Source organism: Streptomyces sp. 8N616 (assembly GCF_052246385.1).
Lineage (GTDB): Bacteria > Actinomycetota > Actinomycetes > Streptomycetales > Streptomycetaceae > Streptomyces.
In genome coordinates this window covers 69,333-95,846 of sequence record NZ_JBQQBY010000014.1, presented here as the reverse complement: position 1 = coordinate 95,846, position 26,514 = coordinate 69,333, and the positions used below count along the sequence as shown (strand labels likewise).

Here is a 26,514-nt window from a genome sequence, read left to right as displayed (position 1 = left end):
CCCTCGGGCCTGCTGCTCCGTGGGCTCGCTCCCCCACGGGGGCTCGCTACTCCACGGGCTTGGCGTAGTGGAGATCCACTGTGCCGGAGTAGCCGGGAAGAGTCACCGCCCTGTGCGTATCGACTTTCCAGCCGAGCCCGTACGCGTTGACGTACTGCATGTAGTTCTGGATCGTCGGGGAGTCGGAGAGCGCCTTCTCCAGCCGGGGGACGCTGCCGACCGCGGTCACCTTGTAGGGCGGGGAGTAGACCCGGCCCTGGAGGATGAGCGTGTTGCCCACGCAGCGGACCGCGCTGGTGGAGATCAGCCGCTGGTCCATGACCTTGATGCCCTTGGCGCCGCCCTGCCAGAGCGCGTTGACCACGGCCTGAAGGTCCTGCTGGTGGATGACGAGGTCGTTGGGCTGCGGCTCGGGGACCCCGGGGATGCGGGCGGTGGCGTTCGGGGGCGCGTCGGTGAGGGTGACGGTCACGCCCTGGCCGGTGAGCTTCGTGGTGCCCGCGGCGTTCTCCAGGCCGCGGAGCCTGCGGTCCTCGGCCGCGCTGCTGCCGTCGTCGCGCTGGGCGAGCCGGTCGACCTGGGAGCGGGCGGTGGCGGCCTCGTCGTCGAGCTCATGGTTCTTGCGGCTGCGCTCCTGAATGAGGTCCGAGAGCTTCAGCATCGAGTCGTCAGTGCGCAGATTGGTGCCCTGTGCCGTATGGAAACTCGTCCAGAAGATGAGTCCGGCGAGGGCGAAGACCCCGGCGGTCAGCAGGCGCACGGGCCGGAACCGGCGGGCCCGCGGGGGCCGGCCGGCGGGGGTGTCCGCTGAATTGCTCACCGTACCCTTATCTCCTTCGACGCCGCGGAAGCACTACGCTAACTGACGCCCGGGGGAGGCAGTGCTCCCCATCACGGACCGCCCCGGCGACGGAGAACCAAGCATTACCAAGCAGCTCTGCGCGGTCACGCAGCGCATCGACAGGAGAGACCCTCGTGCCGAAGTCACGTATCCGCAAGAAGGCCGATTTCACACCGCCGCCCGCGAAGCAGCAGACGAGCATCGATCTGTCCAGCGGCCGCCGCTGGGTGGCTCCGCTGATGCTGGCCATGTTCCTGATCGGCCTGGCCTGGATCGTCGTCTTCTACGTGACCACCGGGGACATGCCGATCGACGCCCTCGGCAACTGGAACATCGTCGTCGGCTTCGGCTTCATCGCAGCGGGATTCGTGGTCTCCACGCAGTGGAAGTAGGCCCGTCCGCGACCCTTGCCCCAAGGTTGCCCACAGAGTTATCCACAGGCCTGTCCACATGGGGAAAAGGTCAGACGATCTGTGGATAACCTCCGGGCCGTTGACGCCGGTGTGACAGGTGGTACGTCGTATGACGCACGAACGAGCCTTGATTTTGCTGGGAAAACGCAGGTCAGTGCGATAGCGGACAGCCGTTCCCCACAGCATGCACAAGATCCGACACCCGCTGTGGACAACTTGACGTCGAGGTTCCTCTTCAGCTCACTACGGCCCGGCTGGGGCGAAGGGGAGGCGGGGACGAGGCGAGGGCGGCGGACCTGCTCAGCCGGTGAGCTGGAGCGTCCGTATCCACACGACCGCGACGATCGCCAGCAGCGCCACCAGGCACGTGACGCGCTGGACGAGGGCGCGGCGCTCGCGCGGCGCGTGCACCATCCCGTACGCGACGGCCGCGCCGACCACCAGCCCGCCGATGTGAGCCTGCCAGGCGATGTTGGCCCAGGTGAAGGTGAAGACCAGGTTGAGCACGAGCAGGACGATGACGGGGCGCATGTCGTAGTTCATCCGCCGCATCAGCACCGCAGTCGCTCCGAGCAGACCGAAGATCGCGCCGGAGGCGCCGAGCGAGGGCTGGCCGGAGCCTGCGAGCCAGTAGGTGAGCGCGCTGCCGCCGAGCCCGGACAGCAGGTAGAGCGCGAGATAGCGCACCCGGCCGAGCGCGGCCTCGAGCGGCCCCCCGAGCCACCACAGGCCCAGCATGTTGAAGGCGATGTGCCACGGCGCCTGGTGCAGGAAGACCGCGGTCAGCAGCCGGTACCACTGCCCCTCCGCGACGCCTTCCGTCGGCACGTAATAAGGCGGCGGTGGCCACTCGCCGACGAGGGCGAGCTCGTCGACAAGCCGGTCGCCGACGACGAGCACGGCGACGAAGACCGCGAGATTGAGGCCCAGAAGGATCTTGGTGATGAGGTGGGGGTCGGCGGCCACCGTGCCGCCCGCGATGGTGCGGGGCCGGGAAGCGTACGGCGCCTGCCCGTTGCCGGACGTGCCCTTGACGCAATCCGGGCACTGGAAGCCGACCGATGCGCTGACCATGCAGTCCGGGCAGATGGGCCGCTCACACCGGGCGCAGCGGACGCCGGTCTCGCGCTCCGGATGCCGGTAGCAGCCCGGCGTGCCGCCCGCGGCCGCGGGAGTGTCCGGGCTTCCTGGCGCCTGATCCATCGGTCCCTCGTCTCCTCCGCATGCGCGATCCCCGCCTGGCAGCAGCCGCGCAAAGACCGCCCCGCCCGTCATACGGACGGGCGGGGCGGGATGGTTCCCGTTCCGGTCAGCCTTCGCGGGTCTCCACGACGACCGACTCGATCACCACGTCCTTGAGCGGACGGTCGGTGCGCGGGTTGGTGGCGGTGGCCGCGATGGTGTCCACAACCTGCTGGCTCTTCGGGTCGGTGACCTCGCCGAAGATGGTGTGCTTGCCGGTCAGCCACGCGGTCGGCGCGACGGTGATGAAGAACTGCGAGCCGTTGGTGCCCGGCCCGGCGTTGGCCATGGCCAGCAGGTAGGGCTTGCTGAACGCGAGGTCCGGGTGGAACTCGTCGCCGAACTCGTAGCCCGGGCCGCCGGTGCCGTTGCCCAGCGGGTCACCGCCCTGGATCATGAAGCCACTGATCACCCGGTGGAAGACCGTGCCGTCGTACAGCCTGTCCTGGGAACGCTTGCCGGTCGCCGGGTGGGTCCACTCGCGAGTGCCCTCGGCAAGCTCGACGAAGTTCTTGACCGTCTTCGGCGCATGGTTCGGCAGGAGCCGGATCTCGATGTCGCCTTGGTTGGTCTTCAGGGTGGCGTAGAGCTGCTCAGCCACGATCTGCCTTCCGTAGTTCTCACTGACGTTCACCGATCCTCGCACGGACCCACTCGGGACGAGTAGCCGACGAACCGGCGCGGGTGCCACAGAACAGTGGGAAAGTCGGAGGAGGCTCCCCATCAGCGGTAGTTGATCTCCTTTCGGGGAACTTGACCCGGATGCCCGTCCGCACATGCCATCCGACGAGCGAACGGGCATGATCTCTTATCGGGTGGAAAGGCGACAAAACGTACGCCACCGAGGAGGAGGAAATCCCGTGACCCGCAATCACAGCGTGCGCGCCGCGACAGGCACCGCGAAGGACAGCGTGCTGCACGCCGCGGAGGTGGTGGCGCCATACGCCGGTACCGCAAGGGACCAGGCCGTGCACTACGCGCACGAGGCCCGCGTACGGCTGGCGCCCAAGGTGTCCCAGGCCGCGCACCAGGCCCGCCACACCGCACTCGTGCAGTACGACGCGCACCTCCAGCCGCGCCTGCGGCAGGGCATCAAACAGGCACGCGGGGCGCTGCCGCCGAAGGTGGACGCCGCCGCCATGCGCACCGCCAAGCGAGCGCGTACGGCCGCACGGCAGGCCGCCGACTACACCGCGCCCCGGATCGGGCATGCGGTCGCCGCCGCGGAGCCGGTGCGGGAAGAGGCGGTGCAGCGCAGCGCGGCGGCCTTCGCGGCACTGCGGAACCACGTGACCGCCGCGGACATCCAGAAGCTGGCGCGCCGGCGCCGGCTCCGCGCCCAGGGCGGCCGGGTGGCCAAGCGGTTCCTGGTACTCGGCATGCTGGCGTCGGGCGCCATCGCCGTCTGGAAGTGGTGGGACAAACAGGCCAACCCGGACTGGCTGGTCGAGCCCCCGGCCGCCACGGAGCTCGGCGACCGCCCGCCGCTCACCTCGGTGGACGGCAGCGACACCCTGGATCCTGACGCCCAGGCGAACCAGGCCGAGACGGAGGAGGGCAAGCGAGGCGACCAGCGCTGAGCTCTCCCCCGGACCCGTCCTCACGACCGGGAGCACCACCATCCCGGCCGGGACCGTCACCACAACGCCCCCTCACCGCGTTTTCGCAGGTGAGGGGGCGTTCTTTGGGTGGAGCCTAGGGGAGTCGAACCCCTGACATCTGCCATGCAAAGACAGCGCTCTACCAACTGAGCTAAGGCCCCGAGGGTGGTGGATCAAGCCGTCGAACCGCGTCCGGTTGAGTGCCGCAGACAAGAGTACCGGGTCTTCGGGAAGATCTCGCAAAGGATAAGGGGCTCCCCGTCGGCAATCACGCTCCGTAGGATGTCGCGCGAGGTTCGCAGCAGCGAAGGGGAGTCGTCATGGATGCCGCACAGCAGGAAGCCACCGCCAGAGCCCGTGAGCTGCAACGCAGCTGGTACGGCGAGCCGCTGGGGGCGCTCTTCCGCCGGCTGATCGACGACCTCGGCCTCAACCAGGCGCGGTTGGCCGCTGTGCTGGGGCTGTCCGCTCCGATGCTCTCGCAGCTGATGAGCGGCCAGCGCGCGAAAATCGGCAACCCGGCCGTCGTTCAGCGGGTTCAGGCGCTCCAGGAGCTTGCGAGCCAGGTGGCGGACGGCAGCGTCAGCGCTGCCGAGGCGGCCAACCGCATGGAGGAGATCAAGAAGACCTCCGGCGGATCCGTGCTCAGCACCAGCTCCCAGAGCACGCCGAGTTCGGGGGCGCCGACCGTACGTCGCGTGGTCCGCGAGATCCAGTCGCTGCTGCGGTCGGTCGCGGCCGCGGGCGACATCATTGAAGCGGCGGACGCCCTCGCCCCCACCCAGCCGGAACTGGCAGAGTTCCTCAGGGTGTACGGCGCCGGGCGGACCGCGGAGGCGATCGCCCACTACGAGGCCCACCAGGGCTGAGCGCCGGCGGCAGGGGTGCGGTGGGGGTAGCGGTAGCGGTAGCCGGCAACGACGACTGAGGCGACAAAGGGGCGACGGGGAGCAATGGGTGAGATCTTCGCTGGTCGGTACGAGCTGATCGACCCGATCGGGCGCGGTGGGGTGGGCGCCGTCTGGCGCTCCTGGGACCAGCGGCGGCGGCGTTATGTCGCGGCCAAGGTGCTGCAGCAGAGCGACGCGCACACGCTGCTCCGCTTCGTCCGCGAGCAGGCGCTGCGCATCGATCACCCACACGTGCTCGCCCCGGCGAGCTGGGCGGCCGATGACGACAAGGTCCTCTTCACCATGGACCTGGTGAGCGGCGGCTCCCTCGCCCACCTCATCGGGGACTACGGCCCGCTGCCTCCCCGGTTCGTCTGCACACTGCTCGACCAGCTGCTGTCCGGGCTCACCGCCGTGCACGCCGAGGGCGTGGTGCACCGCGACATCAAGCCCGCCAACATCCTTCTCGAGGCGACCGGAACGGGACGCCCCCATCTGCGGCTCTCGGACTTCGGCATCTCGATGCGCAAGGGCGAGCCCCGGCTCACCGAGACCAACTACGTCGTGGGCACGCCCGGTTACTTCGCGCCCGAGCAAATGATGGGCTCCGAGCCGGACTTCCCCGCGGACCTGTTCGCGGTCGGGCTCGTCGCGCTGTATCTGCTGACCGGCAGCAAGCCGGACTCCCAGGCGCTCGTCGAGCACTTCATCTCGCACGGCGTGCCCGGCGCTCCCGAGGGCGTGCCGGAGCCGCTGTGGCAGGTGCTCGCGGGGCTCCTGCAACCGGACCCGCAGGCCCGCTTCCGTACGGCCACGGGGGCGCGCAAGGCGATTACGGCGGCCGCCGAGATGCTGCCGGAGGCCACGATCGAAGAGGAAGCGGTCGAGGTCTTCGACCAACTCGGGCCGCTGCCCGCGGGCTTCGGTCCGGACGGGCCGGTCGCGGGCGCCCAGGCAGGTCCCGTCGGCGGTGCGGGCCAGCCCGGCCCGCCCGGCCAGTCCGCCCCGTCCGGCACGCCGACGTCGGCGATGTCCGAGACGGGCAGCTTCCATCTCCCGCCGCCCGGGCAGCAGCCTCAGCCGCTCGAGCAGCCGAACACTCCACCCACGCCGACCCCCACTCCGATGCCCGCACCGGCCCCGATGCCGGCCGCTCCCCTGGCTCAGGGTCCCGCTCCATCGCATCCGTCCGCCCCCCTTCCCGCAAACGCGCCGGACATGGCCCAGGCTCCGACCGCCGCGGTCCGCCACGATTACGCTCCTACTCGTCCATACACCGCTCACGGCTCGCAGGTTCCCGCGCCGGGGACTCGAGCAGCGACCGCCGCCCCGCAACGCCGACCGGGACCGCCCCCGAAGGTGGCGATCCCGGTGCTGGCCGTGGCGCTGCTGTGCTTCGCGGTCGGTTTCTGGGCTCTGGCCGCGAGCTGACTCATCAGCCGGGCGGCTGCCCGTACCGCTGGTCCTGCGGATGCACCACGGCGGTGGGCGGCTGCGGTGGCTGCGGCTGTTGCGACTGGTGCGGGAGCCCGGCCGGGCCGGCCGGTGCCGCCGCAGGTGCGCCCGCCGGTACCCGCCGCCGCGCCACCAGCATCCACACGCCGAGCCCGACCAGCAGGACCGTACCGGCCCCGATCCCCGCGGCCGCGACCAGCTTCATCGTGCCGCTCTGCTCGCTGTCCGCCGCGGTCTCACCCTTCTCCGCGGCCTCCCTGTCCTCGTCGGTGATACCGAATCCGGCCGCCGCGGCGTCTCCGTCGTACTGCGGGCCCGGCTTCAGCTCACCGTCGATGTTGAGCCGCAGCGTCAGCGAAATGTCGCCCTTCGTGAATTCCCCGACGTCCGGGTGGAGGCTGACGGCCAGGTAGTACCAGCCCGCGACTTGCATCGGGCTGACGTCGGTCGAGCTGTTGTAGCGGTTGGTGTAGGTGACCGGAGCGGTCGGCCCGGCCACCATCGCCGTCTGCTCGCCGTCGTAGGAGCTGGTGTCGCTGTCGACCCGCCCGCGCGCCGTGTTGTACAGCTCGTAGCTCAGGCCTGTGGCCGCGAAGCCGCTGTCCTCGGTCACCGTGGCGTTGGCCAGCTCCAGGCTGCCGGACAGCTGCTGCCCCCAGTCGAGCGGGACGCGGTAGAAGCGGGTCTCGCCGGGCCGCAGCTGGTCCTTCCACACGCCCGCGTCGAGCGCGGGCGCATCGTTGAAGCCGGTGCCGCCCTTCCGGCTCTGGCCCTGACCGGTCGGCGGGGTCGGGGACGCCGAGTTCCAGCTCGTCGGCGGCGTGGTCGAGACAGTGCCCTTGACGCCCGGTTCGGACATATAGCGGATCTCGATCGGCCAGCGCCCGGGGTCGGCGGTCGCGTCGCTGGTCCGCTCGACTACGAAGTAGTACGAGCCCTGCTGTTGGCAGTTCCCGTCCTCCTCGACCTTGCGGGTGACGTAGCCGGAGATGGGACGGGCCTGCTCGCCGCTGCCGAACGACGCGTCACCGCTGTCGCATTCGGTGCCGTCGCTGCTCAGCAGCCTGACCTTGATCCCGTCGGCGTACTTGACCGGGGTGCCGGGCTTCGGGGCCGCGACAGCGGACAGGAAGGCGGTGGACTTCTCGTCCAGAGTGACCCCGTAGTAGAACGTGTCGCCCGGGCCGATGGTGTCGGTGTAGACACCCGGTTGAAGTGCCTGCGCGTCCGCGCTGCTCGTCTTGCCGCTCGCCTTCTTCGCATCGTCCGCGGCCCTGTAGGTCGGCAGACCCTCGGACCCGTCACCCGGCGCCGCCAGTGCCTGCCCCGGCATCGCCGCCACCGCGCAGAGCGCCGCCACGGCGGCCAGGCCCGACCGGCCCCTGCTGCGCTGCCTCATCACGCGCCACCCCTCGTCATCGGATCACTCGGCCCGCGCCTGCGCCGTACGAGCACCAGCACCGCGATCAGGACGATCAGGGCGCCGCCCGCCGCTGCGGCTATCGCAGGGCCGGTCCATCCTGCCCCGGACGCCCCGGCGTTGTCTGCGCGTGTGGCCACTTTGCCCTTTTCCTCCCCGCTCCTGTGGAGGACCGGGGCTTTGTGCTGCGGCCCGGCGAGCTCGTCGCCGACCACGTCGACGCGAAGAACCACGCCAATCGTCGCGTTTTTTGCGATCTTTGATGCCTCGGGGCCGAGGGACACGGCGATGTAGTAGTCGCCTGCCGCGCGCACCGGGACGGCCGCGCCGACGCTTTCCCAGCGGTTGGTCCAGGAGACCGGGACGGTACCGAGCTCCACCGAGAGGGGCTCGCCGTAGTAGGAGCGCTGGGCGGTGAACTCGCCGCCGGTGGCGACCGGCTGACGGGCGGGCGCGTAGACCGCGGTGTCCGCGAACGAGCTCGCGCCGCTGCTGTCCTCGAGGGTCGGCTCGTTGGCGAAGTCGGCGGAGTACCGCAGCTGTTGTCCCCAGCCCACATGGACCTTGTAGTAGCGCGTCTGGGCGGGGAGCAGCCGGTCCCGCCAGACGCCGCGCTCGAGCTGCTCCGCGTCGTTGAAGCCGGTGCCGCCGGTGACGTCCTTCGCGGTGCCGGTGGGAGGTACGGCGTCCTTGCCGGCCTTGCCGTATTCGGTCGCGGAGTGGGCGGGGACGAGGCCCTTCTTCAGCGGCTGCTCAGTGCCATAACGCAGTTCGACGGGCCAGCGGGCCTGGTCGGAACCGGATTCGCTCGAGCGGTGTAGAGAAAGCAGATAGCGCCCTGGCTCGTCGCAGAATGCGTCGCCGTCGGAGGAGGGGATGCGACTGACAGCGGTGGTGAGCGTCATCGCGCCTTCGTCCTGCCCGAAGCGGGCGTCTGCGCTGCCGCAGGTGGACCGGTACTCATTGGTGGAGGTCAGCTTGAGCTCGATCCCGTCGCCGTATGCGACTTTCACGCCGGGCTGGGGCACGGCCGTTACCGCCAGATCGGCGGTGGAGGCGGCGTCCAGTTCGGCCGCGTACCACCGGGTCTCGCCCGGGCCGATCGTGTCGACGTACTGGCCCGGGGTGATGGCAGGCGCGTCGCTCGCGCGCGAACCACCCGTGATCCGCTCGCCCTTGAAGCGGTAGCCGTCTGCCGAGAGCTGTGAGGCGCGCTGCAGCTGTCGTGCGAGGGCCTCCGCGTCCGGGGCGTCGTAGTACGAGCCGTGCCCGGCGTCGGCGATGCACTCCAGCTGGTCACGGGCCTTGCCGCGAACCTGGAAGCCGATGGTGTCGATCCGCAGGTCAACGCCCTTCGCCCCCAGTTGCTCGGCGACTTCGCAGGGCTGGGGAGTGCCGCAGTTGTCCTCGCCGTCGGAGATCAGCAGGATCGTGCGTCGGCCGAGGGAGCCGTCCGGGCGCCCGGGAAGGTCGCCGGCAGCCTTCCGCAGGGACAGGCCGATCGGTGTGTCGCCCTTGGGCTCCACATCGGCGACAGCCTGCTTGAGCGCTGCGCGGTCCAGCGCTTCGACGGGCCGGGCGAGCCGGGTGTCGTCGCAGCCCTTGGGCTTGTCGGCGCCGTATACGCGCAGCCCGGTGGGATAGCCGTCGGGAAGCGAGTCCACCACTGTGCCAACCGCCTTGCGGGCGGAGGCTATTCGGGTACTGCCCGAGCCGTCGTCCTCGGCCATCGATCCGGAGGAGTCGAGCACCATGACCAAGCTGCTCTGTCCGTCTGCCACCGCATCCGGCGCACCCGGCGCCACCGGAACCGCCGTCGCCGGCAGCGGGGCCGTGACCAGCGCCAGCAGTGCGCCCCCCAACAGCACCCGAGCCGTCCAGCGATGTAGTCGTGCCATGTCCCGCGTCCCCCTCACCCGGAGCCCCTGTCGGCTTTGCTCATGCAACGTATTGATTTGCTCAGGCAAACTCAAGGGGGCCGGTGTCACGGTCCAGCAACAGCAGAGGCCCCCGAACAGCACGAAGCCCCGGCCGCACAGCAGCCGGGGCCTGTCAGGACTGTTGGTGGCTCACACACCCGAACCTGAGGGCACGGAGTCGGTCGCCTCCGTCCACAGATCCTGCTCGGCGCGATCCGCCTGGATCTGGCGGTACACGAGGAGCCCGCCGATGGCGGCCAGTGCGACCAGGAGAAGCTTCTTCACCGCGCGACCTCGTCTTTCTTTGACGTAGGGGACCTCTGCCGCCCGACTATACACACCGGTCGATACCGATCGGTGACCTATGCCGGGCTCAACTTCCTCACGCCGCAAACGACATCGGACCCGGCGGAGAAACTCCGTCCGGGCCCGATCACGCGGTGGGGCTAACAGGACTTGAACCTGTGGCCTCTTCCTTATCAGGGAAGCGCTCTAACCGTCTGAGCTATAGCCCCGCGCTGCACCGAAAGATTAGCGCACGTCGGGCGTAGTCCCAAAATCGATTCCCGTGGTGCTACTCGTCCTCAGCCAGCGTCAGCTCGACCCCACCCACGAATCCCGCAGAGAGGTTATAGATGAACGCACCGAGCGTCGCCAGGGCGGTGGCCAGCACCACGTCGATCACCGCGATGATCGACGTGAACATCAGCACCCGCGGAAGCGACAGGAAAGCCTCCAGGTCGAAACCGTTGCCGTCGGACGATCCCGTCGCCTCGCTGATGGTCCCGCCGACGGTGCTGAAGACACCCATGGCGTCCATGACCATCCACAGCACGCCGACCGCCACGATGGTGCAGATCCCCAGCGCGATGGACAGCAGGAAGCTGACCTTCATCACCGACCACGGATCGGCCTTGGCCACCCGCAGCCGCGCCTTACGGGTGCGGGGCGTCGTACGGGCCCCCGTACGCGGCCGCCGTACGGCCTGGGGAGCCGCGCCGCCCGGCGCGGTAACCGGGGGCGACGGGTACGCCTGCGGCGGGTGGTACGGCTGGGCTCCCTGCTGGGGGTGCTGCGATTGCTGACCTTGAGTCTGCGGTTGGGGCTGGGGTTGTGGCTGTGGCTGCGCAGAACTGGCGGCCGGGCCACGGGCGCCCTCCACGGTCATGGATCCCGAGGGCGTGTGCCCCTCGGGTCTCCGACCGCCCGCCCCGGCGCCCGTGGCTCCACTCACGATCTACTCCTCGTGCTCGTCGGCCGGGGCCTCCGCACCCTCGGCCGCCTCCGGCGCGGTGTCCTCGGCTGCATCGGCCAGTTCCTCGACCTCTTCAGCCTCACGACCCGCCTCGGCGTTCCGGGCGATACCGACCACGGCATCGCGCTTGCCCAGGTTGATCAGTTGGACGCCCATGGTGTCACGGCCCGTCTCCCTGACCTCGTTGACCCGCGTGCGGATCACGCCGCCGCTCAGCGTGATGGCGAGGATCTCGTCGTTCTCCTCCACCACCAGAGCGCCGACCAGGGACCCGCGGTCCTCCACGATCTTGGCGGCCTTGATACCGAGGCCACTGCGACCCTGGACGCGGTACTCGTCGACGTTCGTGCGCTTCGCGTACCCGCCGTCGGTGGCGGTGAACACGAACGTACCGGGCCGGACGACATTCATCGAGAGGAGTTCGTCACCCTCGCGGAAACTCATTCCCTTCACTCCGGACGTCGCCCGCCCCATGGGGCGCAGCGCATCGTCCGACGCCGTGAACCGGATGGACTGAGCCTTCTTGCTGATAAGGAGCAGATCGTCATCCGCCGACACCAGCTCCGCGCCGATCAGCTCGTCCTCGCGACCGTCGTCCATCTCCCGGAGGTTGATCGCGATGACACCGCCCGAGCGCGGCGAGTCGTAGTCCTTCAGCGGCGTCTTCTTCACCAGGCCCGACTTCGTGGCCAGCACCAGATAAGGAGCCGCCTCGTAGTCCCGGATGGCGAGGATCTCGGCGATCTGCTCGTCCGGCTGGAACGCCAGCAGGTTGGCCACGTGCTGCCCGCGCGCATCGCGCCCGGCGTCCGGAAGCTCGTACGCCTTCGCCCGGTACACGCGGCCCTTGTTGGTGAAGAACAGCAGCCAGTGGTGGGTGGTCGACACGAAGAAGTGGTCGACGATGTCGTCCTGCTTCAGCTTCGTGCCGCGCACGCCCTTGCCGCCGCGCTTCTGCGAACGGTAGTCCTCGGTCTTCGTCCGCTTCACGTAGCCGCCGCGCGTGATCGTGACGACGATGTCCTCTTCGGCGATCAGGTCCTCGATGGACATGTCGCCCTCGAAGGGCACCAGCTTGCTGCGCCGGTCGTCGGCGTACTTCTCGACGATCGCGTTCAGCTCGGAGCTGACGATCTGCCGCTGCCGCAAGGGCGAGGCCAGGATCGCGTTGTACTCGTTGATCTTCGCCTGCAGATCGTCGTGCTCCTGAACGATCTTCTGGCGCTCCAGGGCGGCCAGCCGGCGCAGCTGCATCTCCAGGATCGCGTTCGCCTGGATCTCGTCGATCTGCAGCAGACCCATCAGGCCCTCGCGCGCCACATCGACCGTCTCGCTGCGCCGGATCAGCGCGATGACCTCGTCGATCGCGTCCAGCGCCTTGAGCAGACCACGCAGGATGTGGGCCCGCTCCTCGGCCTTCCGCAGCCGGAACTTGGTGCGGCGGACGATGACCTCGATCTGGTGCGTGACCCAGTGCCGGATGAACGCGTCCAGCGACAGCGTGCGGGGCACGCCGTCCACCAGCGCGAGCATGTTGGCGCCGAAGTTCGTCTGCAGATCCGTGTGCTTGTACAGGTTGTTGAGGACGACCTTGGCGACCGCGTCCCGCTTCAGCACGATGACCAGGCGCTGGCCCGTACGGGAGGAGGTCTCGTCCCGTACGTCGGCGATCCCGCCGACCCTCCCGTCCTTCACCAGGTCGGCGATCTTCTGCGCGAGATTGTCCGGGTTCACCTGGTACGGCAGCTCGGTGACCACCAGGCACTGGCGGCCCTGGATCTCCTCGACCTCCACCACCGCGCGCATGGTGATCGAGCCGCGCCCGGTGCGGTACGCCTCCTCGATGCCCTTGCGGCCCACGACGAGAGCGCCGGTCGGGAAGTCCGGGCCCTTGATCCGCTCGACGAGCGCGTCCAGCAGCTCCTCGTGCGAGGCATCCGGGTGCTCCAGCGCCCACTGCGCTCCGGCCGCCACCTCCCGCAGGTTGTGCGGCGGGATGTTGGTGGCCATACCGACTGCGATACCGGCGGAGCCGTTGATCAGCAGGTTCGGGAAGCGGGACGGCAGGACGGTCGGCTCCTGGTTCCGGCCGTCATAGTTGTCCTGGAAGTCGACGGTCTCCTCGTCGATGTCCCGGAGCATCTCCATGGACAGCGGAGCCATCTTGCACTCGGTGTACCGCATGGCGGCCGCCGGGTCGTTGCCCGGGGAGCCGAAGTTGCCGTTGGAGTCGACCAGCGGCATCCGCATGGACCACGGCTGGGCCAGGCGCACCAGAGCGTCGTAGATCGAGGAGTCGCCGTGCGGGTGGTACGTACCCATGACGTCGCCGACGACGCGGGCGCACTTGTAGAAGCCCCGTTCGGGCCGGTAGCCGCCGTCGTACATCGCGTAGAGCACGCGGCGGTGCACGGGCTTGAGGCCGTCACGGACGTCGGGCAGCGCACGCGACACGATGACGGACATCGCGTAGTCGAGGTAGCTGCGCTGCATCTCCGTCTCGAGCCCGACGGGCTCGACGCGCATGCCCACACCCTCGACGGCCGCGGGCGTGCCCTCGGGGGTGACGGTGGTCTCGGGGATGTCGGGAGTTGGGGTGTCGTCGGCCATTGCTGGTCAACGTCCTTTCGAAGTTCGGGCCCGGGCGGCAGGCAGGCCGGGGGAGTGCAGGCCGACTCAGATGTCGAGGAAGCGGACGTCCTTCGCGTTGCGCTGAATGAACGAGCGCCGTGCCTCGACGTCCTCGCCCATCAGCACCGAGAACAGGTCGTCGGCCTGGGCGGCGTCGTCCAGGGAGACCTGACCGAGAACGCGGTGGTCGATGTCCATGGTGGTGACCCGCAGTTCCTCCGCGTTCATCTCGCCCAGACCCTTGAAGCGCTGAACGGAGTCGTCCCTGATCCGCTTGCCGTTCTGCCGGCCCAGCTCGATCAGGGCGTCACGCTCGCGATCGGAGTACGCGTACTCGAAGTCGTCACGGCCCCACTTGATCTTGTAGAGCGGCGGGCGGGAGAGATAGACGTGCCCCGCCTCCACCAGCGGCCGCATGAAGCGGAAGAGGAAGGTCAGCAGCAGCGTGTTGATGTGCTGTCCGTCGACGTCGGCGTCCGCCATCAGGATGATCTTGTGGTAGCGGAGCTTGTCGATGTCGAAGTCCTCGTGGACGCCGGTACCGAAGGCCGAGATCAGCGCCTGGACCTCCTGGTTCTGGAGGATCTTGTCGACGCGCGCCTTCTCGACGTTAAGGATCTTGCCGCGGATCGGCAGGATGGCCTGGTACTCGGGGTTGCGGCCGGACTTCGCCGAGCCGCCCGCGGAGTCACCCTCGACGATGAAGATCTCGCACTTCGTCGGGTCGTTGGACTGGCAGTCGCTCAGCTTGCCCGGCAGCGACGCGCTCTCCAGCAGGCCCTTGCGGCGGGTGAGGTCACGCGCCTTGCGCGCCGCGACCCGGGCCGTGGCGGCCTGGATGCCCTTGCGGACGATGTCTGCGGCCTCGTTGGGGTTGCGGTCCAGCCAGTCGGTCAGGTGCTCGTGGACGATCTTCTGAACGAAGGTCTTGGCCTCCGTGTTGCCCAGCTTGGTCTTCGTCTGGCCCTCGAACTGCGGCTCGCCCAGCTTGACCGAGATGATCGCGGTCAGGCCCTCGCGGATGTCCTCACCGGTGAGGTTGTCGTCCTTCTCCCGCAGCAGCCGCTTGTCGCGCGCATAGCGGTTGATCAGGCTCGTCAGCGCCGCCCGGAAGCCCTCTTCGTGCGTACCGCCCTCATGGGTGTGGATGGTGTTGGCGAAGCTGTAGACACCCTCGCTGTACTGCGAGTTCCACTGCATGGCGACCTCGACCGAGAGCATGCGCTCCTTGTCCTCGGATTCGATGGAGATCACCGAGGGGTGGACGAGGTCGCCCTTGCGGGAGTTGAGGTACTTCACGAAGTCGACGATGCCGCCCTCGTAGAAGTACCGGACCGAGAGCGGCTTTCCGTCCTCGTCGACATGGTCGGGACGCTCATCGGTCAGCGAGATGGTCAGGCCCTTGTTGAGGAAGGCCATCTCCTGGAAGCGCCGGGACAGCGTCTCGAAGGAGTAATCAGTCGTCTCGAAAATGTCCGGATCTGCCCAGAAAGTGACGGTCGTTCCTGTGTGGTCGACCGTCTCGTTCTTCGCCAGCGGCGCCGTCGGCACACCGAGCTTGTAGTCCTGCGTCCACCGGTGGCCGTCGCTGCAGACCTCGACCGACACCTTGGACGACAGCGCGTTGACCACCGAGACACCGACACCGTGCAGGCCGCCGGAGACGGCATAGCCGCCACCGCCGAACTTGCCGCCCGCGTGGAGGACGGTCAGCACGACCTCGACGGCGGGCTTCCCCTCGGAGGGGACGATGCCCACGGGGATACCACGGCCGTTGTCTACGACGCGGACCCCGCCATCGGGGAGGATCGTGACGTCGATGGTGTCGGCGTGCCCGGCCAGAGCCTCGTCGACGGAGTTGTCGACGACCTCGTACACGAGGTGGTGCAGGCCCCGCTCACCGGTCGACCCGATGTACATGCCGGGTCGCTTGCGCACCGCGTCCAGGCCCTCGAGGACTGTGATCGCACTCGCGTCATACGACGGCTTGTCGGCAGTGGAAGCGGTGTTGTTCTCGTTGAGGTTGCCGGAATCGGCCACGAAGCGCCCTTTCTGGCACAGCACAAGCCGTCTCCGGGGCATACGGGAGCGGCTGCGTCGTTCGACATGTTCCGCGATTGGGCGGGATTGGTCCCTAGTCTACCGGTAGCGCGGACATGAATGGGGGTTTGCGAGTGCCTGAGTCCGCATGTGGCGCCCTGAACTGCCATCCGCCGACTCCCCATATGCGCCCCGGGGCTCCGAGAGGCTCACAGAGGCGCTCAGCGCTTCCGAGCGTCAACCCTCCACTACGGTGAGGGACGCCCCGGTCGTGTGTGCCCGCTCACTCACCCGTAGGTGTCGCCCGGGCCCCGGCTGCCCGGGGCGCGAAGCGGGCCGAAGCGCTGCTGCGGCCCGCCCGGACCCAGCACCTTGATCAGCTTGACCGTGCCCTGCCCGAGGTCCGCGTTGAGCCGGGCGACGAGCTGCGGCGCGAGCAACCGCAGCTGGGTCGCCCAGGCCGTCGAGTCGCACTGCACGGTCAGCACCCGCGCATCCTCGTCGTACTTCAGCGGCGCGCAGTGCTGCGCCACTTCGGGCCCCACGATCTGCGGCCAGCGTCCCATCACCCCGCCGACCGCAGCCGGAGTCTCCCAGCCACGCTCGGTGATCAGCCGGTTGATCGCGGCGCCGAGCGGCAGCGGATCCCGGCCGTCGGCACGCGCCCCGGAACGCAGGCCGCCACGCCTGGCCTGCTTCTTCTGCTGCGCCGCGGCGCCACGGGCCCGCGCCTGTTCCTTCGCCGCCCGCAGCGCTACCCGCGCCAGGTCCACCCCCGAGGGCTCGGGCTGCTTGCGGGGCTCCGGAGTCTCCGGGGACTGCTCGGTCATGTGCGCTTCACCACACCGTCCGCCACCGTGAAGCGCGTCCCCGCCAGCAGGCCCGGCACATCGTCGTCCACAGCCGCCGTCACCAGCACCTGCTCGCCCGGCGCGACCAGCTCGGCCAGCCGCTCCCGGCGCCGCTCGTCCAGCTCCGCGAAGACGTCGTCCAGAACGAGCACCGGCTCTCCCGCCCGTCGCCTGCCACCGCCCTCACTCGAAGGTGCTCCGGGACCCTCGGCGCGCAGCAGGTCGTACGAGGCCAGGCGCAGCGCGAGCGCGTACGACCAGGACTCGCCATGGCTGGCGTACCCCTTGGCCGGAAGGCGCCCGAGTGCCAGCAGCAGATCGTCCCGGTGTGGTCCGACCAGCGTCACACCGCGCTCGATCTCCTGCCTGCGGGCCTCGCCCAGCGCACCGAGCAGCAGCTCGTAGAGATCCTCCCGGCTGCCCGCCGCGCCGAGCCCCTCGCCCGCCGAGCACCGGTAGTCGAGCGCGACCGGCCCGCCGCCGGGCGCCAGCTGGTCGTACGCCTTGTCGGTGAGCGGCTGGAGCGCCGCGATCAGGTCCAGGCGCTGCGCCAGCAGCTCGGCGCCGGCCCGCGCCAGGTGCTGGTCCCAGACGTCGAGGGTGGACAGATCCGCCCCCCCAGACTTCGTCGCGGGAGGTGCCCCCGCGCGGCCCCCGTGCCTGCGCGCCATGGCCGCGCTCTTGAGAAGGGTGTTGCGCTGCTTGAGAACCCGGTCGTAGTCGGAGCGGACTCCGGCCATGCGCGGCGAGCGGGCGGTGATCAGCTCGTCGAGGAAACGGCGGCGCTCGCCGGGATCGCCCTTGACCAGGGCGAGGTCCTCGGGCGCGAAGAGGACGGTACGGACCAGGCCGAGGATGTCACGTGGCCTGACCTGCGAGGAACGGTTGATCCGAGCGCGGTTCGCCTTCCCCGGGTTCAGCTCGAGCTCGATCAGCTGCTGCCGGTCGTCCTGGACGACCGCCGCCCGGATGATCGCCCGGTCGGCACCCATCCGCACCAGCGGTGCGTCGGAGGAGACCCGGTGGCTGCCCAGCGTGGCGAGATAGCCGACCGCCTCGACGAGATTCGTCTTTCCCTGGCCATTGGGCCCCACGAAAGCCGAGACGCCGGGTTCGAGCGGGACTTCGACGCCGGCGTACGAGCGGAAGTCGGCGAGTGACAGATGCGTAACGTGCATGGCGCGCTGCGGCCTGCGCCGCCGACCTCCCTCGATGCTCTCTGACGGCTGCTAGGCCTGCTCGACCGCGTGGCCGCCGAACTGGTTGCGAAGCGCCGCGATCATCTTCATCTGCGGCGAGTCCTCCTGACGGGAGGCGAAGCGGGCGAAGAGCGACGCGGTGATCGCGGGGAGCGGCACCGCGTTGTCGATCGCGGCCTCGACGGTCCAGCGGCCCTCGCCCGAGTCCTCCGCGAAGCCGCGCAGCTTCTCCAGGTGCTCGTCGTCATCCAGGGCGTTGACGGCCAGATCCAGCAGCCAGGAGCGGATGACCGTGCCCTCCTGCCAGCTGCGGAAGACCTCGCGGACGTCGGTGACGGAGTCGATGGCCTCGAGCAGCTCCCACCCCTCGGCGAAGGCCTGCATCATCGCGTACTCGATACCGTTGTGGACCATCTTCGCGAAGTGGCCCGCGCCGACCTTGCCCGCGTGGACGGCGCCGAACCGGCCCTCCGGCTTGAGCGCGTCGAAGATCGGCTGGACCTGTGCCACGTGCTCGGCGGCGCCGCCATACATCAGCGCGTAGCCGTTCTCCAGGCCCCAAATGCCGCCGGAGACGCCGCAGTCGACGAAGCCGATGCCCTTGGCGTGGAGCTGCTCGGCGTGCTTCTCGTCGTCGGTCCACCGGGAGTTCCCGCCGTCGACGACGACGTCGCCGGGCGACAGCAGTTCGGCCAGCTCGTCGATGGTGGTCTGGGTGGCGATTCCCGCCGGGACCATGACCCAGACGACCCGCGGTGCCTTGAGCTTGCCCACCAGCTCCTCGAGGCTGTGGACATCGGCGAGGTCCGGGTTGCGGTCGTAGCCGACGACGGTGTGGTCCGCGCGGCGTATCCGCTCGCGCATGTTGCCGCCCATCTTGCCGAGACCGACGAGACCGAGCTCCATCAGTGATCCTTTGTGACGTAGTGCTGGCGTTTCGTACCTGAGTCGAGCCTACGCCCGGCACCCGATGCTCACTTGTGGGCTCCCCGCGCTCATTCCGCCGGGTGCGGCGAGCGCATCCCGGCAGGTCGGCGGCTCAGCCGCTCAGTCGCACGGGCATGATCAGGTACTTGTACGCCTCGTCCGCCTCGGCGTCCACGGCCGGCTTGCCGCTCAGCAGCGCGGGCTTGGTGGAGGTGGTGAACGACAGCTGGGCGACCGGGGAGTCGATGGCGCTCAGCCCCTCGAGGAGGAAGCCCGGGTTGAACGCGATCGAGATGTCGTCGCCGTCGAGCTGGGCGTCGACCCTCTCCACAGCCTGTGCATCGTCGCTCGACCCGGCCTCCAGGATCAGCACGCCCTGCTCGAAGCTCAGCCGGACCGGAGTGTTCCGCTCGGCGACGAGCGCGACACGCTTGACGGCGTCGACGAACGGCGCGGTCTCGAGCACGGCGACGGAGTTGAACTCGGTCGGGAAGAGCGTGCGGTACTTCGGCAGGTCGCCCTCGAGCAGCCGCGTGGTCGTACGGCGTCCAGCGCCCTCGAAGCCGATCAGGCCCTCGCCCGCGCCGGAGCCGGCCAGCGCGATGCTGACCGTGTCACCGCTGGTCAGGGACTTGGCGGTGTCCAGGAGCGTCTTGGCGGGCACCAGGGCGACCGCGGAGATGTCCGGCGTCTCGGGCTTCCACAGGAACTCGCGGACGGCGAAGCGGTAGCGGTCGGTGGCGGCCAGCGTGACCGTGTCGCCCTCGATCTCGATCCGTACGCCCGTGAGCACCGGCAGTGTGTCGTCGCGGCCCGCGGCGATGGCGACCTGGGCGGCGGCCGCGGCGAAGACCTCACCGGGCACGGTGCCGGTGGCGGTCGGCATCTGCGGCAGCGCCGGGTACTCCTCCACAGGAAGGGTGTGGAGTGTGAATCGAGAGGAACCGCAGACCACGGTCACCCTGACCCCGTCCGTGGAGATCTCCACAGGCCTGTTGGGAAGGGCACGGCAGATGTCGGCGAGGAGGCGGCCGGAGACGAGGACGGTGCCGTCCTCCTCCACATCCGCCTCGACCGAAACGCGCGCCGAGACCTCGTAGTCGAAGCCGGAGAGGCTCAGGCTGCTCTCCTCCGCCTTCAGCAGCAGGCCCGCGAGGACGGGCACCGGCGGACGGGCCGGGAGACTGCGCGCTGCCCAGGCCACCGCCTCCGCGAGTACATCGCGCTCCACCCGGATCTTCACCGTAAGCCGCCTCCTGCTGTTGCTGGCTCGCCCTGCTGGCCTTCTTCGTCGGCATGGGCTTCCCCGTCGCTGACGGCAGGGACCGATGCCGGAGACCAGTCTGACGCACACCGCCGACAGTCGGTGCCCGTCGGGGTCAAGTCGAAGGCCGGGGTGTCGGGCGGTGCGGGGGCGAGTTGTGCACAGGGCCCGTTTCGAGAGGAGTTTCCCGGTAGATCTACGTGGTCGTAGTAGTAGGCCCTGTGGATACCGTGGATAACCGCATCAGCGCAGGTCAGAACGGCTTTTCTGTCCACGGGGCCTGTGGGCGCGGCCGGTGGACAACTCAGTCGTGCTGTGGACGCGGGAAAGTTCTGCACACCCGGTGCACAGCCCCCACCCGGTTCTCCCCAGTGCCATCCCCAGAATTACCCACCTTCTCCCCAGCCCAACCAACCTCGTTGGTGTGACGCGGTTCACTCGCCCCAGTGATCACAGAGGTTTCGTTGCCGAACAGTGGACAACGGTGTGGAGAAGCTGTGGGCAAGTGCCCGGAGCCTGTGGGCAGGCAGTGGACAACGGAGCCGGACCACTGTGGGCGGCTTGGCCGTCCACAGTCTGTGGAACCCGGTTGGTCACATTTCCACACCCGGCTGACCTCCCGAGACAGCTTCCCGCGCAACGCCCCTGTGGACGCGATCTGGACAACTGGGCAGTCCCCAGGGTGTGGACGGCCGGAGGGGCGCCGAACTGTGGAGAAGGCGCCGACAGGGGCCCGAATTCGAACAGCCGGTGGACGCGGTACGACGAGGGGCGCTCCGGGACGCGTCCCCGGAGCGCCCCTCGGACGCGTCCCTCGGCCCTCGCGGGCCTGTCCTCAGCCGTTCTTGATGCGGTTGGTGAGCTCCGTGACCTGGTTGTAGATGGAGCGTCGCTCGGCCATCAGCGCGCGGATCTTGCGGTCAGCGTGCATCACGGTCGTATGGTCGCGGCCGCCGAACTGCGCGCCGATCTTCGGCAGCGACAGGTCCGTCAGCTCGCGGCACAGATACATGGCGATCTGCCGCGCCGTCACCAGCACGCGGCTGCGCGAGGAGCCGCACAGGTCGTCGACGGTCAGCCCGAAGTACTGGGCGGTCTCGGCCATGATGGCGGTCGCGGTGATCTCGGGGGCCGCGTCCTCGCCGCCCGGGATCAGGTCCTTGAGCACGATCTCGGTCAGCCCCAGGTCCACGGGCTGCCGGTTGAGGCTGGCGAAGGCGGTGACGCGGATCAGCGCGCCCTCGAGCTCGCGGATGTTGCGCGAGATGCGGGAGGCGATGAACTCCAGTACTTCCGGCGGGGCGTTGAGCTGCTCCTGGACCGCCTTCTTACGGAGGATCGCGATCCGCGTCTCAAGCTCCGGCGGCTGGACGTCGGTGATCAGGCCCCACTCGAAGCGGTTGCGCAGCCGGTCCTCCAGGGTCACCAGCTGCTTGGGCGGCCGGTCCGAGGACAGCACGATCTGCTTGTTCGCGTTGTGGAGCGTGTTGAAGGTGTGGAAGAACTCCTCCTGCGTCGACTCCTTGCTCGCGAGGAACTGGACGTCGTCGACGAGCAGGATGTCCATGTCGCGGTAGCGCTTGCGGAACGCGTCCGCCTTGCCGTCGCGGATCGAGTTGATGAACTCGTTGGTGAACTCCTCGGAGCTCACATAGCGCACGCGCGTGCCGGGGTAGAGACTGCGCGCGTAGTGCCCGATCGCGTGCAGCAGGTGGGTCTTGCCCAGGCCCGACTCCCCGTAGATGAAGAGCGGGTTGTACGCCTTGGCCGGCGCCTCGGCGACCGCGACCGCGGCGGCGTGCGCGAAGCGGTTGGACGCGCCGATGACGAAGGTGTCGAAGAGGTACTTGGGGTTGAGGCGCGCGGTCGGCTCGCCCGGTCCGGTGGCCGGCGCGGGCTGCGCGGCGAGCGGGCCGGGGGCGCCGCTGGGCGGGGGCGGGCCGCCGTGGGCGGGGCCGTTGTGTGTCGGGCCGCCGGCGTGGGGGCGGCCGGGGCCGCCCTGCTCCGGGAGATCGCGGTGCTGACCGTCGTACGGCGGCCGCTCGCCGCCGGGGGGCGGACGGTAGTCGGCCTGTGGCGACAGGGGGCGCTGGTCGTAGGGCTGCGGCCGGTCCTGCGGCGGCCCGGTGCGCGGGGAGGCGTACGGATCGTGCTCGGGGAAGCCGCCGAGCCGCTGCTGCTGCCAGCCGTAGTCGTCGCGGGGTCCGGGAGCGGGCACGCTCCCGGGGGTGCGGGGCCAGGCGCCGGGCTCAGGGCGGCTCTGCTGGTACTCGGGGTAGGCGGGGCGGGCGGTCGGCACTGCGTCCGCCGGGCGCCCGTAGGCGTCGTACCGGTCGTAGCCGTCGTACGTGTCCCGTTCGCGATCGCGGTCACGCTCCCGGTCGAGCTCTCGGTCCCGGGTGGGGTCGTGGCGCGGCGGCTCCTCGTAGCGCGGAGGCTGCTGCGGCCCGGGAACCTGGGGCGCGGGCGCCTGGGGCGCGGGCGGCGCCGCCGGCGCGGTCTCGGCGGCGCTGACGGTGATCGCCAGGCGGATGGGCTGGCCGCACTCCCGGCTGAGCGCGTCACTGATGAGAGGAGAGAGCCGACCCTCCAGGACGCCCTTGGCGTATTCGTTGGGCACGGCGAGGACTGCGGTGCCGGCGACGAGCACGAGGGGCTGGCAGTCCTTGAGCCAGCGCTGGTCCTTCGCTTCGATGCCCTGGCCCTCCCCGAGGAGCTGCTCGAGGACGCGTGGCCACACTGCGGCAAGATCGGCAGGTAGGTCAGCCACAGGGCACGCTCTCTCACTCACTAGGTGGGGGGTGGCGCCGGGGAGGTCCCACGAATGTGTGGTTCTCGGGACGGGCGGGAAGGAATCGGAGTTCAGCCACGGTAGTCAGGGCGACGCGCGTGGTTCAAGTCGTTGTCCACAGGGTGTGCACAAATGTGCCATGGCGCATGGGCGGGCCCTAGGCCGGGAGGGTGAACCGGGGCGGCGTGTCCCCAGCTGCCGCTGGTTTGACCGGATGGCGCAGCCGCGCGTACCGTAACCAGGTCGAGTTGTCGATGGCTGCTGCCGCCTGCCTCCGATGGGCATGGATCACGATTCGTGATCAAGAAGCGGTGCACTCGGGCGTATTGCGAGCTACTCGTGGGCGCACGGTGACAGCCAGGCGATGTCCCGCCACCACACGAGTCATTTCTGGAGCCCCCGAGTGAGCAAGCGCACCTTCCAGCCGAACAACCGTCGCCGCGCGAAGACCCACGGCTTCCGGCTGCGTATGCGCACCCGTGCCGGCCGCGCGATCCTCGCCGCCCGCCGTGGCAAGGGTCGCACGCGTCTTTCGGCCTGAGCAGCCTGACCTCAAGGTCCATGCAGTGCTGCCTACCGAGAATCGGCTGAGGCGGCGCGAGGACTTTGCGGCCGCGGTACGCCGAGGACGCAGGGCCGGGCGCCCTCTCCTCGTCGTCCACCTCCGAAGCGCCCCCTCCATCGAACCGAGGGGCACGGACCCGCATGCGTCTGGGGAGAATGCTCCTCCGGCACGTGCGGGTTTCGTCGTGAGCAAGGCCGTCGGCGGCGCGGTCGTCCGCAACCTGGTGAAGCGGCGGCTGCGGCACCTCATGCGAGATCGGCTGTGCTTGCTGCCCGCAGGTAGCCTGGTTGTCGTACGGGCGCTGCCCGGTGCCGGCGAAGCGGACCACGACGAGCTGGCCCGCGACCTCGACGCCGCGCTGCAGCGGCTCCTCGGTGGGGCCACCCATGGCAAAGCCCAGGGGAGGGTGCAGCGATGAAGTACCCGCTGCTGTGGTTGATCAAGCTGTACCAGTGGACCATCAGCCCGCTCCTCGGGCCGGTCTGCAAGTACTACCCGTCGTGCTCGCACTACGGCTACCAGGCCATTGACGTGCACGGCGCGGTGAAAGGGACGGCCTTGACCGCCTGGCGCATCCTGCGCTGCAACCCGTGGTCGCTCGGTGGCGTCGACCACGTACCTCCCCGGAAGCATCCGGTCTGGCACCAACGGCTGCGGAGCCGGTGGAGCACCCGCTCCGCCGAAGCGCCGGCGGGACAGCCCGAGACTCAGCCCAACGCCCAAGGAGCCTGATCCGTGTCTGTGATCGACTCGATCCTCGGTCCTCTCTATACCGCTGTCTCCTGGATCATCGTCCAGTTCCACTCGCTGTACAGCCTCGTCTTCGACAAGGACAGTGGCTGGGCCTGGGGTCTGTCCATCGTCTCCCTGGTGGTGGTGATCCGTATCTGCCTGATCCCGCTCTTCGTGAAGCAGATCAAGGCGACACGGAACATGCAGGCGCTCCAGCCGAAGATGAAGGCCATCCAGGAGCGCTACAAGAACGACAAGCAGCGCCAGTCCGAGGAGATGATGAAGCTCTATCGGGAGACGGGTACCAACCCGCTCTCGAGCTGCCTCCCGATTCTGGCGCAGTCACCCTTCTTCCTCGCGCTGTACCAGGTGCTGAACAAGATCGCCGGTGACCACCCCGTCGGTGTCATGGACCAGCAGCTGGTGGACAGCGCGCGGGGCGCCCACATCTTCGGCGCTCCGATCGCGTCGAAGTTCCTGGACAGCGCGAGCAAGATCGAGTCGCTGGGCGCGACGCTGACCGATGTCCGCGTGGTCACGGTCATCATGATCGTTCTGATGTCGGCGTCGCAGTTCTACACGCAGCGCCAGCTGATGACCAAGAACGTCGACCTCACGGTGAAGACGCCGTTCATGCAGCAGCAGAAGATGCTGATGTACGTCTTCCCCATCATGTTCGCCGTCTTCGGCATCAACTTCCCGGTGGGTGTCCTCGTCTACTGGCTGACCACCAACGTGTGGACCATGGGCCAGCAGATGTACGTCATCCACCGGAACCCGACCCCCGGCAGCCTGGCCTTCGAGCAGCGCCAGGAGCGGCTGCGCGCCAAGGGCAAGCTGAAGGAGGAGCCGGAGCAGGTCGAGGCCAGGAAGGCCGTCGAGGCCGCCCGGGCGGCCCGGCATCAGCCGAAGCGCCAGAGCAAGGCCAAGCGCCAGGCGGGCGGTGCTCAGACGGCCAAGAGCACGGCCTCCACCTCGAGCCCGGACCAGAAGCCGTCGCTGGAGAAGCAGGATCAGCCGCAGGACGGCGCTGCCAAGCCGAAGTCGGCCGGTGGTTCCGCCCGTACCAAGTCCGGACAGCGCAAGGGTCAGCAGCGGCCCAAGCACCCGTCCAAGAAGTAAGGAGGCCATCCAGTGACGGAAGGCACGACCTCTGCCACCGAGGGTGGCGACACCCTCACCCGCCTCGAGCAGGAGGGGGAGATCGCGGCCGACTACCTCGAGGGGCTGCTGGACATCGCGGACCTCGACGGCGACATCGACATGGATGTCGAGGCCGACCGAGCCTCGGTCTCGATCATCAGCGAGGACTCGACCAGCCGGGATCTCCAGAAACTGGTGGGCCGCGACGGCGAGGTGCTGGAGGCGCTCCAGGAGCTGACCCGGCTCGCGGTACACCGGGAGACCGGCGACCGCAGCCGTCTGATGCTGGACATCGCGGGCTTCCGGGCCCGTAAGCGCGAGGAGCTCAGTGAGCTGGGGGCCAAGGCGGCGGAGGACGCGAAGGGCAGCGGTGAGCCGGTGAAGCTGAAGCCCATGTCGCCGTTCGAGCGCAAGGTCGTCCATGACGCAGTGGCGGCGGCGGGGCTGCGCAGCGAGTCCGAGGGCGAGGAGCCCCAGCGCTGCGTCGTCGTACTCCCTGCCTGACCGGACCCCGGTCCCGCAGTGTTCGCGGCCCCGTCTGTTCGCAGGCGGGGCCGTAGTTTGTCAACCTGACAGTCAGCATGGACGAGAGCGTGTACGGAAGGACGGGTCCCCGTGACGGAGGCAGCGGAACTCCCCCCGGCGCCGGATGCGGCAGAGGTGATTTTCGGCGAGCGCTTCCCTGAGGCTGTCCGGTACGCCGAGCTGCTCGCCGATGCCGGCGTCAGGCGAGGGCTGATCGGGCCGCGTGAGGTGCCGAGGCTCTGGGAACGGCACTTGCTGAACTGCGCGGTGCTGTCGGAAGCGGTGCCGGAAGGCGTCACGGTGTGCGACGTGGGCTCGGGGGCCGGCCTGCCCGGCATCCCGCTCGCCCTTGTCCGTCCGGATCTGCGGATCACGCTTCTCGAACCGCTGCTGCGGCGGACCACCTTCCTCGAGGAAGTCGTCGAGCTGCTGGGCCTGGAGCACGTCAGCGTGGTGCGAGGCCGGGCCGAAGAGGTGCTGGGGACGCTCCCGCCGGTGCACGTGGTGACCGCGCGCGCTGTGGCTCCGCTGGACCGGCTGGCGGGCTGGGGCGTTCCGCTGCTGCGTCCTTACGGCGAGATGCTGGCACTCAAGGGCGATACGGCCGAGGAGGAGCTCAAGGGTGCGCGTGCCGCACTCAGCAAGCTCGGTGTTGTTGAGTCGTCAATTCTCCACGTTGGCGAGGGCCTGGTGGACCCGCCGTCAACTGTCGTACGGGTCGAGGTCGGTGAGAGCCCTGGCGGTGTGAGGTTCGCAGCCAAGAGGGCCAAGGCTGCTCGTGCCGGGCGGTCCAGGCGACGCCGCTAGTCA

24 protein-coding genes and 2 tRNA genes are annotated in these 26,514 nt (G+C 69.2%); 10 read left to right on the top strand and 16 right to left on the bottom strand.

Going from position 1 to position 26,514, the window contains the following annotated elements; translation table 11 throughout:
* Positions 1–46: 46 nt before the first annotated feature.
* Positions 47–820, bottom strand: coding sequence for a DUF881 domain-containing protein (locus ACTWQC_RS15000; protein ID WP_443316158.1), 774 nt, complete (start codon positions 818–820; stop codon positions 47–49).
* 155 nt (positions 821–975) lie between these two features.
* Between ACTWQC_RS15000 and crgA the strand changes: the two genes are divergently transcribed.
* Positions 976–1,233: a cell division protein CrgA gene (crgA, locus tag ACTWQC_RS14995; protein WP_443316157.1), complete on the top strand. Its 258-nt coding sequence runs from the start codon at positions 976–978 to the stop codon at positions 1,231–1,233.
* A 321-nt stretch (positions 1,234–1,554) separates the two neighbouring features.
* Here crgA and ACTWQC_RS14990 read toward each other — a convergent pair whose 3' ends face one another.
* Together ACTWQC_RS14990 and ACTWQC_RS14985 are read right to left on the bottom strand one after the other, a co-directional pair.
* Positions 1,555–2,457, bottom strand: coding sequence for a rhomboid family intramembrane serine protease (locus ACTWQC_RS14990; protein WP_443316156.1), 903 nt, complete (start codon positions 2,455–2,457; stop codon positions 1,555–1,557).
* 106 nt (positions 2,458–2,563) lie between these two features.
* Positions 2,564–3,097, bottom strand: a complete 534-nt coding sequence (locus tag ACTWQC_RS14985) for a peptidylprolyl isomerase (protein ID WP_443316238.1) — start codon at positions 3,095–3,097, stop codon at positions 2,564–2,566.
* Between the two features lie 259 nt (positions 3,098–3,356).
* Here ACTWQC_RS14985 and ACTWQC_RS14980 point away from each other — a divergent pair, with 259 nt between their 5' ends.
* Positions 3,357–4,076, top strand: coding sequence for a DUF5324 family protein (locus ACTWQC_RS14980; protein WP_443316155.1), 720 nt, complete (start codon positions 3,357–3,359; stop codon positions 4,074–4,076).
* A gap of 109 nt (positions 4,077–4,185) precedes the next feature.
* Here the strand turns inward: ACTWQC_RS14980 and ACTWQC_RS14975 are convergent.
* Positions 4,186–4,258 (bottom strand) — tRNA-Ala (locus ACTWQC_RS14975).
* A 159-nt stretch (positions 4,259–4,417) separates the two neighbouring features.
* Here ACTWQC_RS14975 and ACTWQC_RS14970 point away from each other — a divergent pair.
* Complete coding sequence (locus ACTWQC_RS14970; protein ID WP_443316154.1) at positions 4,418–4,966, top strand: helix-turn-helix domain-containing protein; 549 nt, start codon at positions 4,418–4,420, stop codon at positions 4,964–4,966.
* Positions 4,967–5,050: 84 nt separating this feature from the next.
* Positions 5,051–6,418 (top strand): protein kinase domain-containing protein, encoded by a 1,368-nt coding sequence (locus tag ACTWQC_RS14965; RefSeq protein ID WP_443316153.1) that lies wholly within the window; start codon positions 5,051–5,053, stop codon positions 6,416–6,418.
* A 4-nt stretch (positions 6,419–6,422) separates the two neighbouring features.
* Here ACTWQC_RS14965 and ACTWQC_RS14960 read toward each other — a convergent pair whose 3' ends face one another.
* From ACTWQC_RS14960 to dnaA, 12 genes are all read right to left on the bottom strand, one after another.
* Positions 6,423–7,841 carry a hypothetical protein gene (locus tag ACTWQC_RS14960; protein ID WP_443316152.1) on the bottom strand — a complete coding sequence of 473 codons (1,419 nt, stop codon included), beginning with the start codon at positions 7,839–7,841 and terminating at the stop codon, positions 6,423–6,425.
* On the bottom strand, positions 7,841–9,760 hold the full coding sequence (locus tag ACTWQC_RS14955) for a vWA domain-containing protein (RefSeq protein ID WP_443316151.1): 1,920 nt from the start codon (positions 9,758–9,760) through the stop codon (positions 7,841–7,843). The genes ACTWQC_RS14960 and ACTWQC_RS14955 overlap by 1 nt, the downstream gene beginning before the upstream one ends.
* A gap of 171 nt (positions 9,761–9,931) precedes the next feature.
* Positions 9,932–10,066, bottom strand: a complete 135-nt coding sequence (locus ACTWQC_RS14950) for a DLW-39 family protein (RefSeq protein WP_208809277.1) — start codon at positions 10,064–10,066, stop codon at positions 9,932–9,934.
* 156 nt (positions 10,067–10,222) lie between these two features.
* Positions 10,223–10,296, bottom strand: a tRNA-Ile gene (locus tag ACTWQC_RS14945).
* Positions 10,297–10,355: 59 nt separating this feature from the next.
* Positions 10,356–11,015 (bottom strand): DUF3566 domain-containing protein, encoded by a 660-nt coding sequence (locus ACTWQC_RS14940; protein ID WP_443316150.1) that lies wholly within the window; start codon positions 11,013–11,015, stop codon positions 10,356–10,358.
* Positions 11,016–11,018: 3 nt separating this feature from the next.
* On the bottom strand, positions 11,019–13,646 hold the full coding sequence (gene gyrA / locus ACTWQC_RS14935; RefSeq protein WP_443316149.1) for a DNA gyrase subunit A: 2,628 nt from the start codon (positions 13,644–13,646) through the stop codon (positions 11,019–11,021).
* Positions 13,647–13,712: 66 nt separating this feature from the next.
* Positions 13,713–15,731, bottom strand: coding sequence for a DNA topoisomerase (ATP-hydrolyzing) subunit B (gene gyrB / locus ACTWQC_RS14930; RefSeq protein WP_443316148.1), 2,019 nt, complete (start codon positions 15,729–15,731; stop codon positions 13,713–13,715).
* 263 nt (positions 15,732–15,994) lie between these two features.
* Positions 15,995–16,537, bottom strand: a complete 543-nt coding sequence (locus ACTWQC_RS14925) for a DUF721 domain-containing protein (protein WP_443316147.1) — start codon at positions 16,535–16,537, stop codon at positions 15,995–15,997.
* Positions 16,534–17,736 (bottom strand): DNA replication/repair protein RecF, encoded by a 1,203-nt coding sequence (gene recF, locus ACTWQC_RS14920; protein WP_443316146.1) that lies wholly within the window; start codon positions 17,734–17,736, stop codon positions 16,534–16,536. Before recF ends, ACTWQC_RS14925 begins: the two co-directional genes overlap by 4 nt.
* 51 nt (positions 17,737–17,787) lie before the next feature.
* On the bottom strand, positions 17,788–18,663 hold the full coding sequence (gene gnd / locus ACTWQC_RS14915) for a phosphogluconate dehydrogenase (NAD(+)-dependent, decarboxylating) (RefSeq protein WP_443316145.1): 876 nt from the start codon (positions 18,661–18,663) through the stop codon (positions 17,788–17,790).
* Between the two features lie 133 nt (positions 18,664–18,796).
* Positions 18,797–19,927, bottom strand: a complete 1,131-nt coding sequence (dnaN, locus tag ACTWQC_RS14910) for a DNA polymerase III subunit beta (protein WP_443316144.1) — start codon at positions 19,925–19,927, stop codon at positions 18,797–18,799.
* An 856-nt stretch (positions 19,928–20,783) separates the two neighbouring features.
* A complete protein-coding gene (gene dnaA, locus ACTWQC_RS14905; RefSeq protein ID WP_443316143.1) occupies positions 20,784–22,718 on the bottom strand; it encodes a chromosomal replication initiator protein DnaA in 1,935 nt (644 codons plus the stop codon).
* A 424-nt stretch (positions 22,719–23,142) separates the two neighbouring features.
* On the opposite strand from dnaA, the gene rpmH reads away from it, so the two are divergent.
* The 6 genes from rpmH to rsmG all read left to right on the top strand — a co-directional run bounded on the left by rpmH (position 23,143) and on the right by rsmG (position 26,511).
* Positions 23,143–23,280: a 50S ribosomal protein L34 gene (gene rpmH / locus ACTWQC_RS14900; RefSeq protein WP_443316142.1), complete on the top strand. Its 138-nt coding sequence runs from the start codon at positions 23,143–23,145 to the stop codon at positions 23,278–23,280.
* A gap of 25 nt (positions 23,281–23,305) precedes the next feature.
* On the top strand, positions 23,306–23,722 hold the full coding sequence (rnpA, locus tag ACTWQC_RS14895) for a ribonuclease P protein component (protein ID WP_443316141.1): 417 nt from the start codon (positions 23,306–23,308) through the stop codon (positions 23,720–23,722).
* Complete coding sequence (gene yidD, locus ACTWQC_RS14890) at positions 23,719–24,036, top strand: membrane protein insertion efficiency factor YidD (RefSeq protein ID WP_443316140.1); 318 nt, start codon at positions 23,719–23,721, stop codon at positions 24,034–24,036. Before rnpA ends, yidD begins: the two co-directional genes overlap by 4 nt.
* Positions 24,037–24,048: 12 nt before the next feature.
* Positions 24,049–25,158, top strand: coding sequence for a membrane protein insertase YidC (gene yidC, locus ACTWQC_RS14885; protein WP_443316237.1), 1,110 nt, complete (start codon positions 24,049–24,051; stop codon positions 25,156–25,158).
* Positions 25,159–25,170: 12 nt separating this feature from the next.
* Positions 25,171–25,683 (top strand): Jag family protein, encoded by a 513-nt coding sequence (locus tag ACTWQC_RS14880; protein ID WP_443316139.1) that lies wholly within the window; start codon positions 25,171–25,173, stop codon positions 25,681–25,683.
* A 111-nt stretch (positions 25,684–25,794) separates the two neighbouring features.
* Positions 25,795–26,511: a 16S rRNA (guanine(527)-N(7))-methyltransferase RsmG gene (rsmG, locus tag ACTWQC_RS14875; protein ID WP_443316138.1), complete on the top strand. Its 717-nt coding sequence runs from the start codon at positions 25,795–25,797 to the stop codon at positions 26,509–26,511.
* Positions 26,512–26,514: the final 3 nt, after the last annotated feature.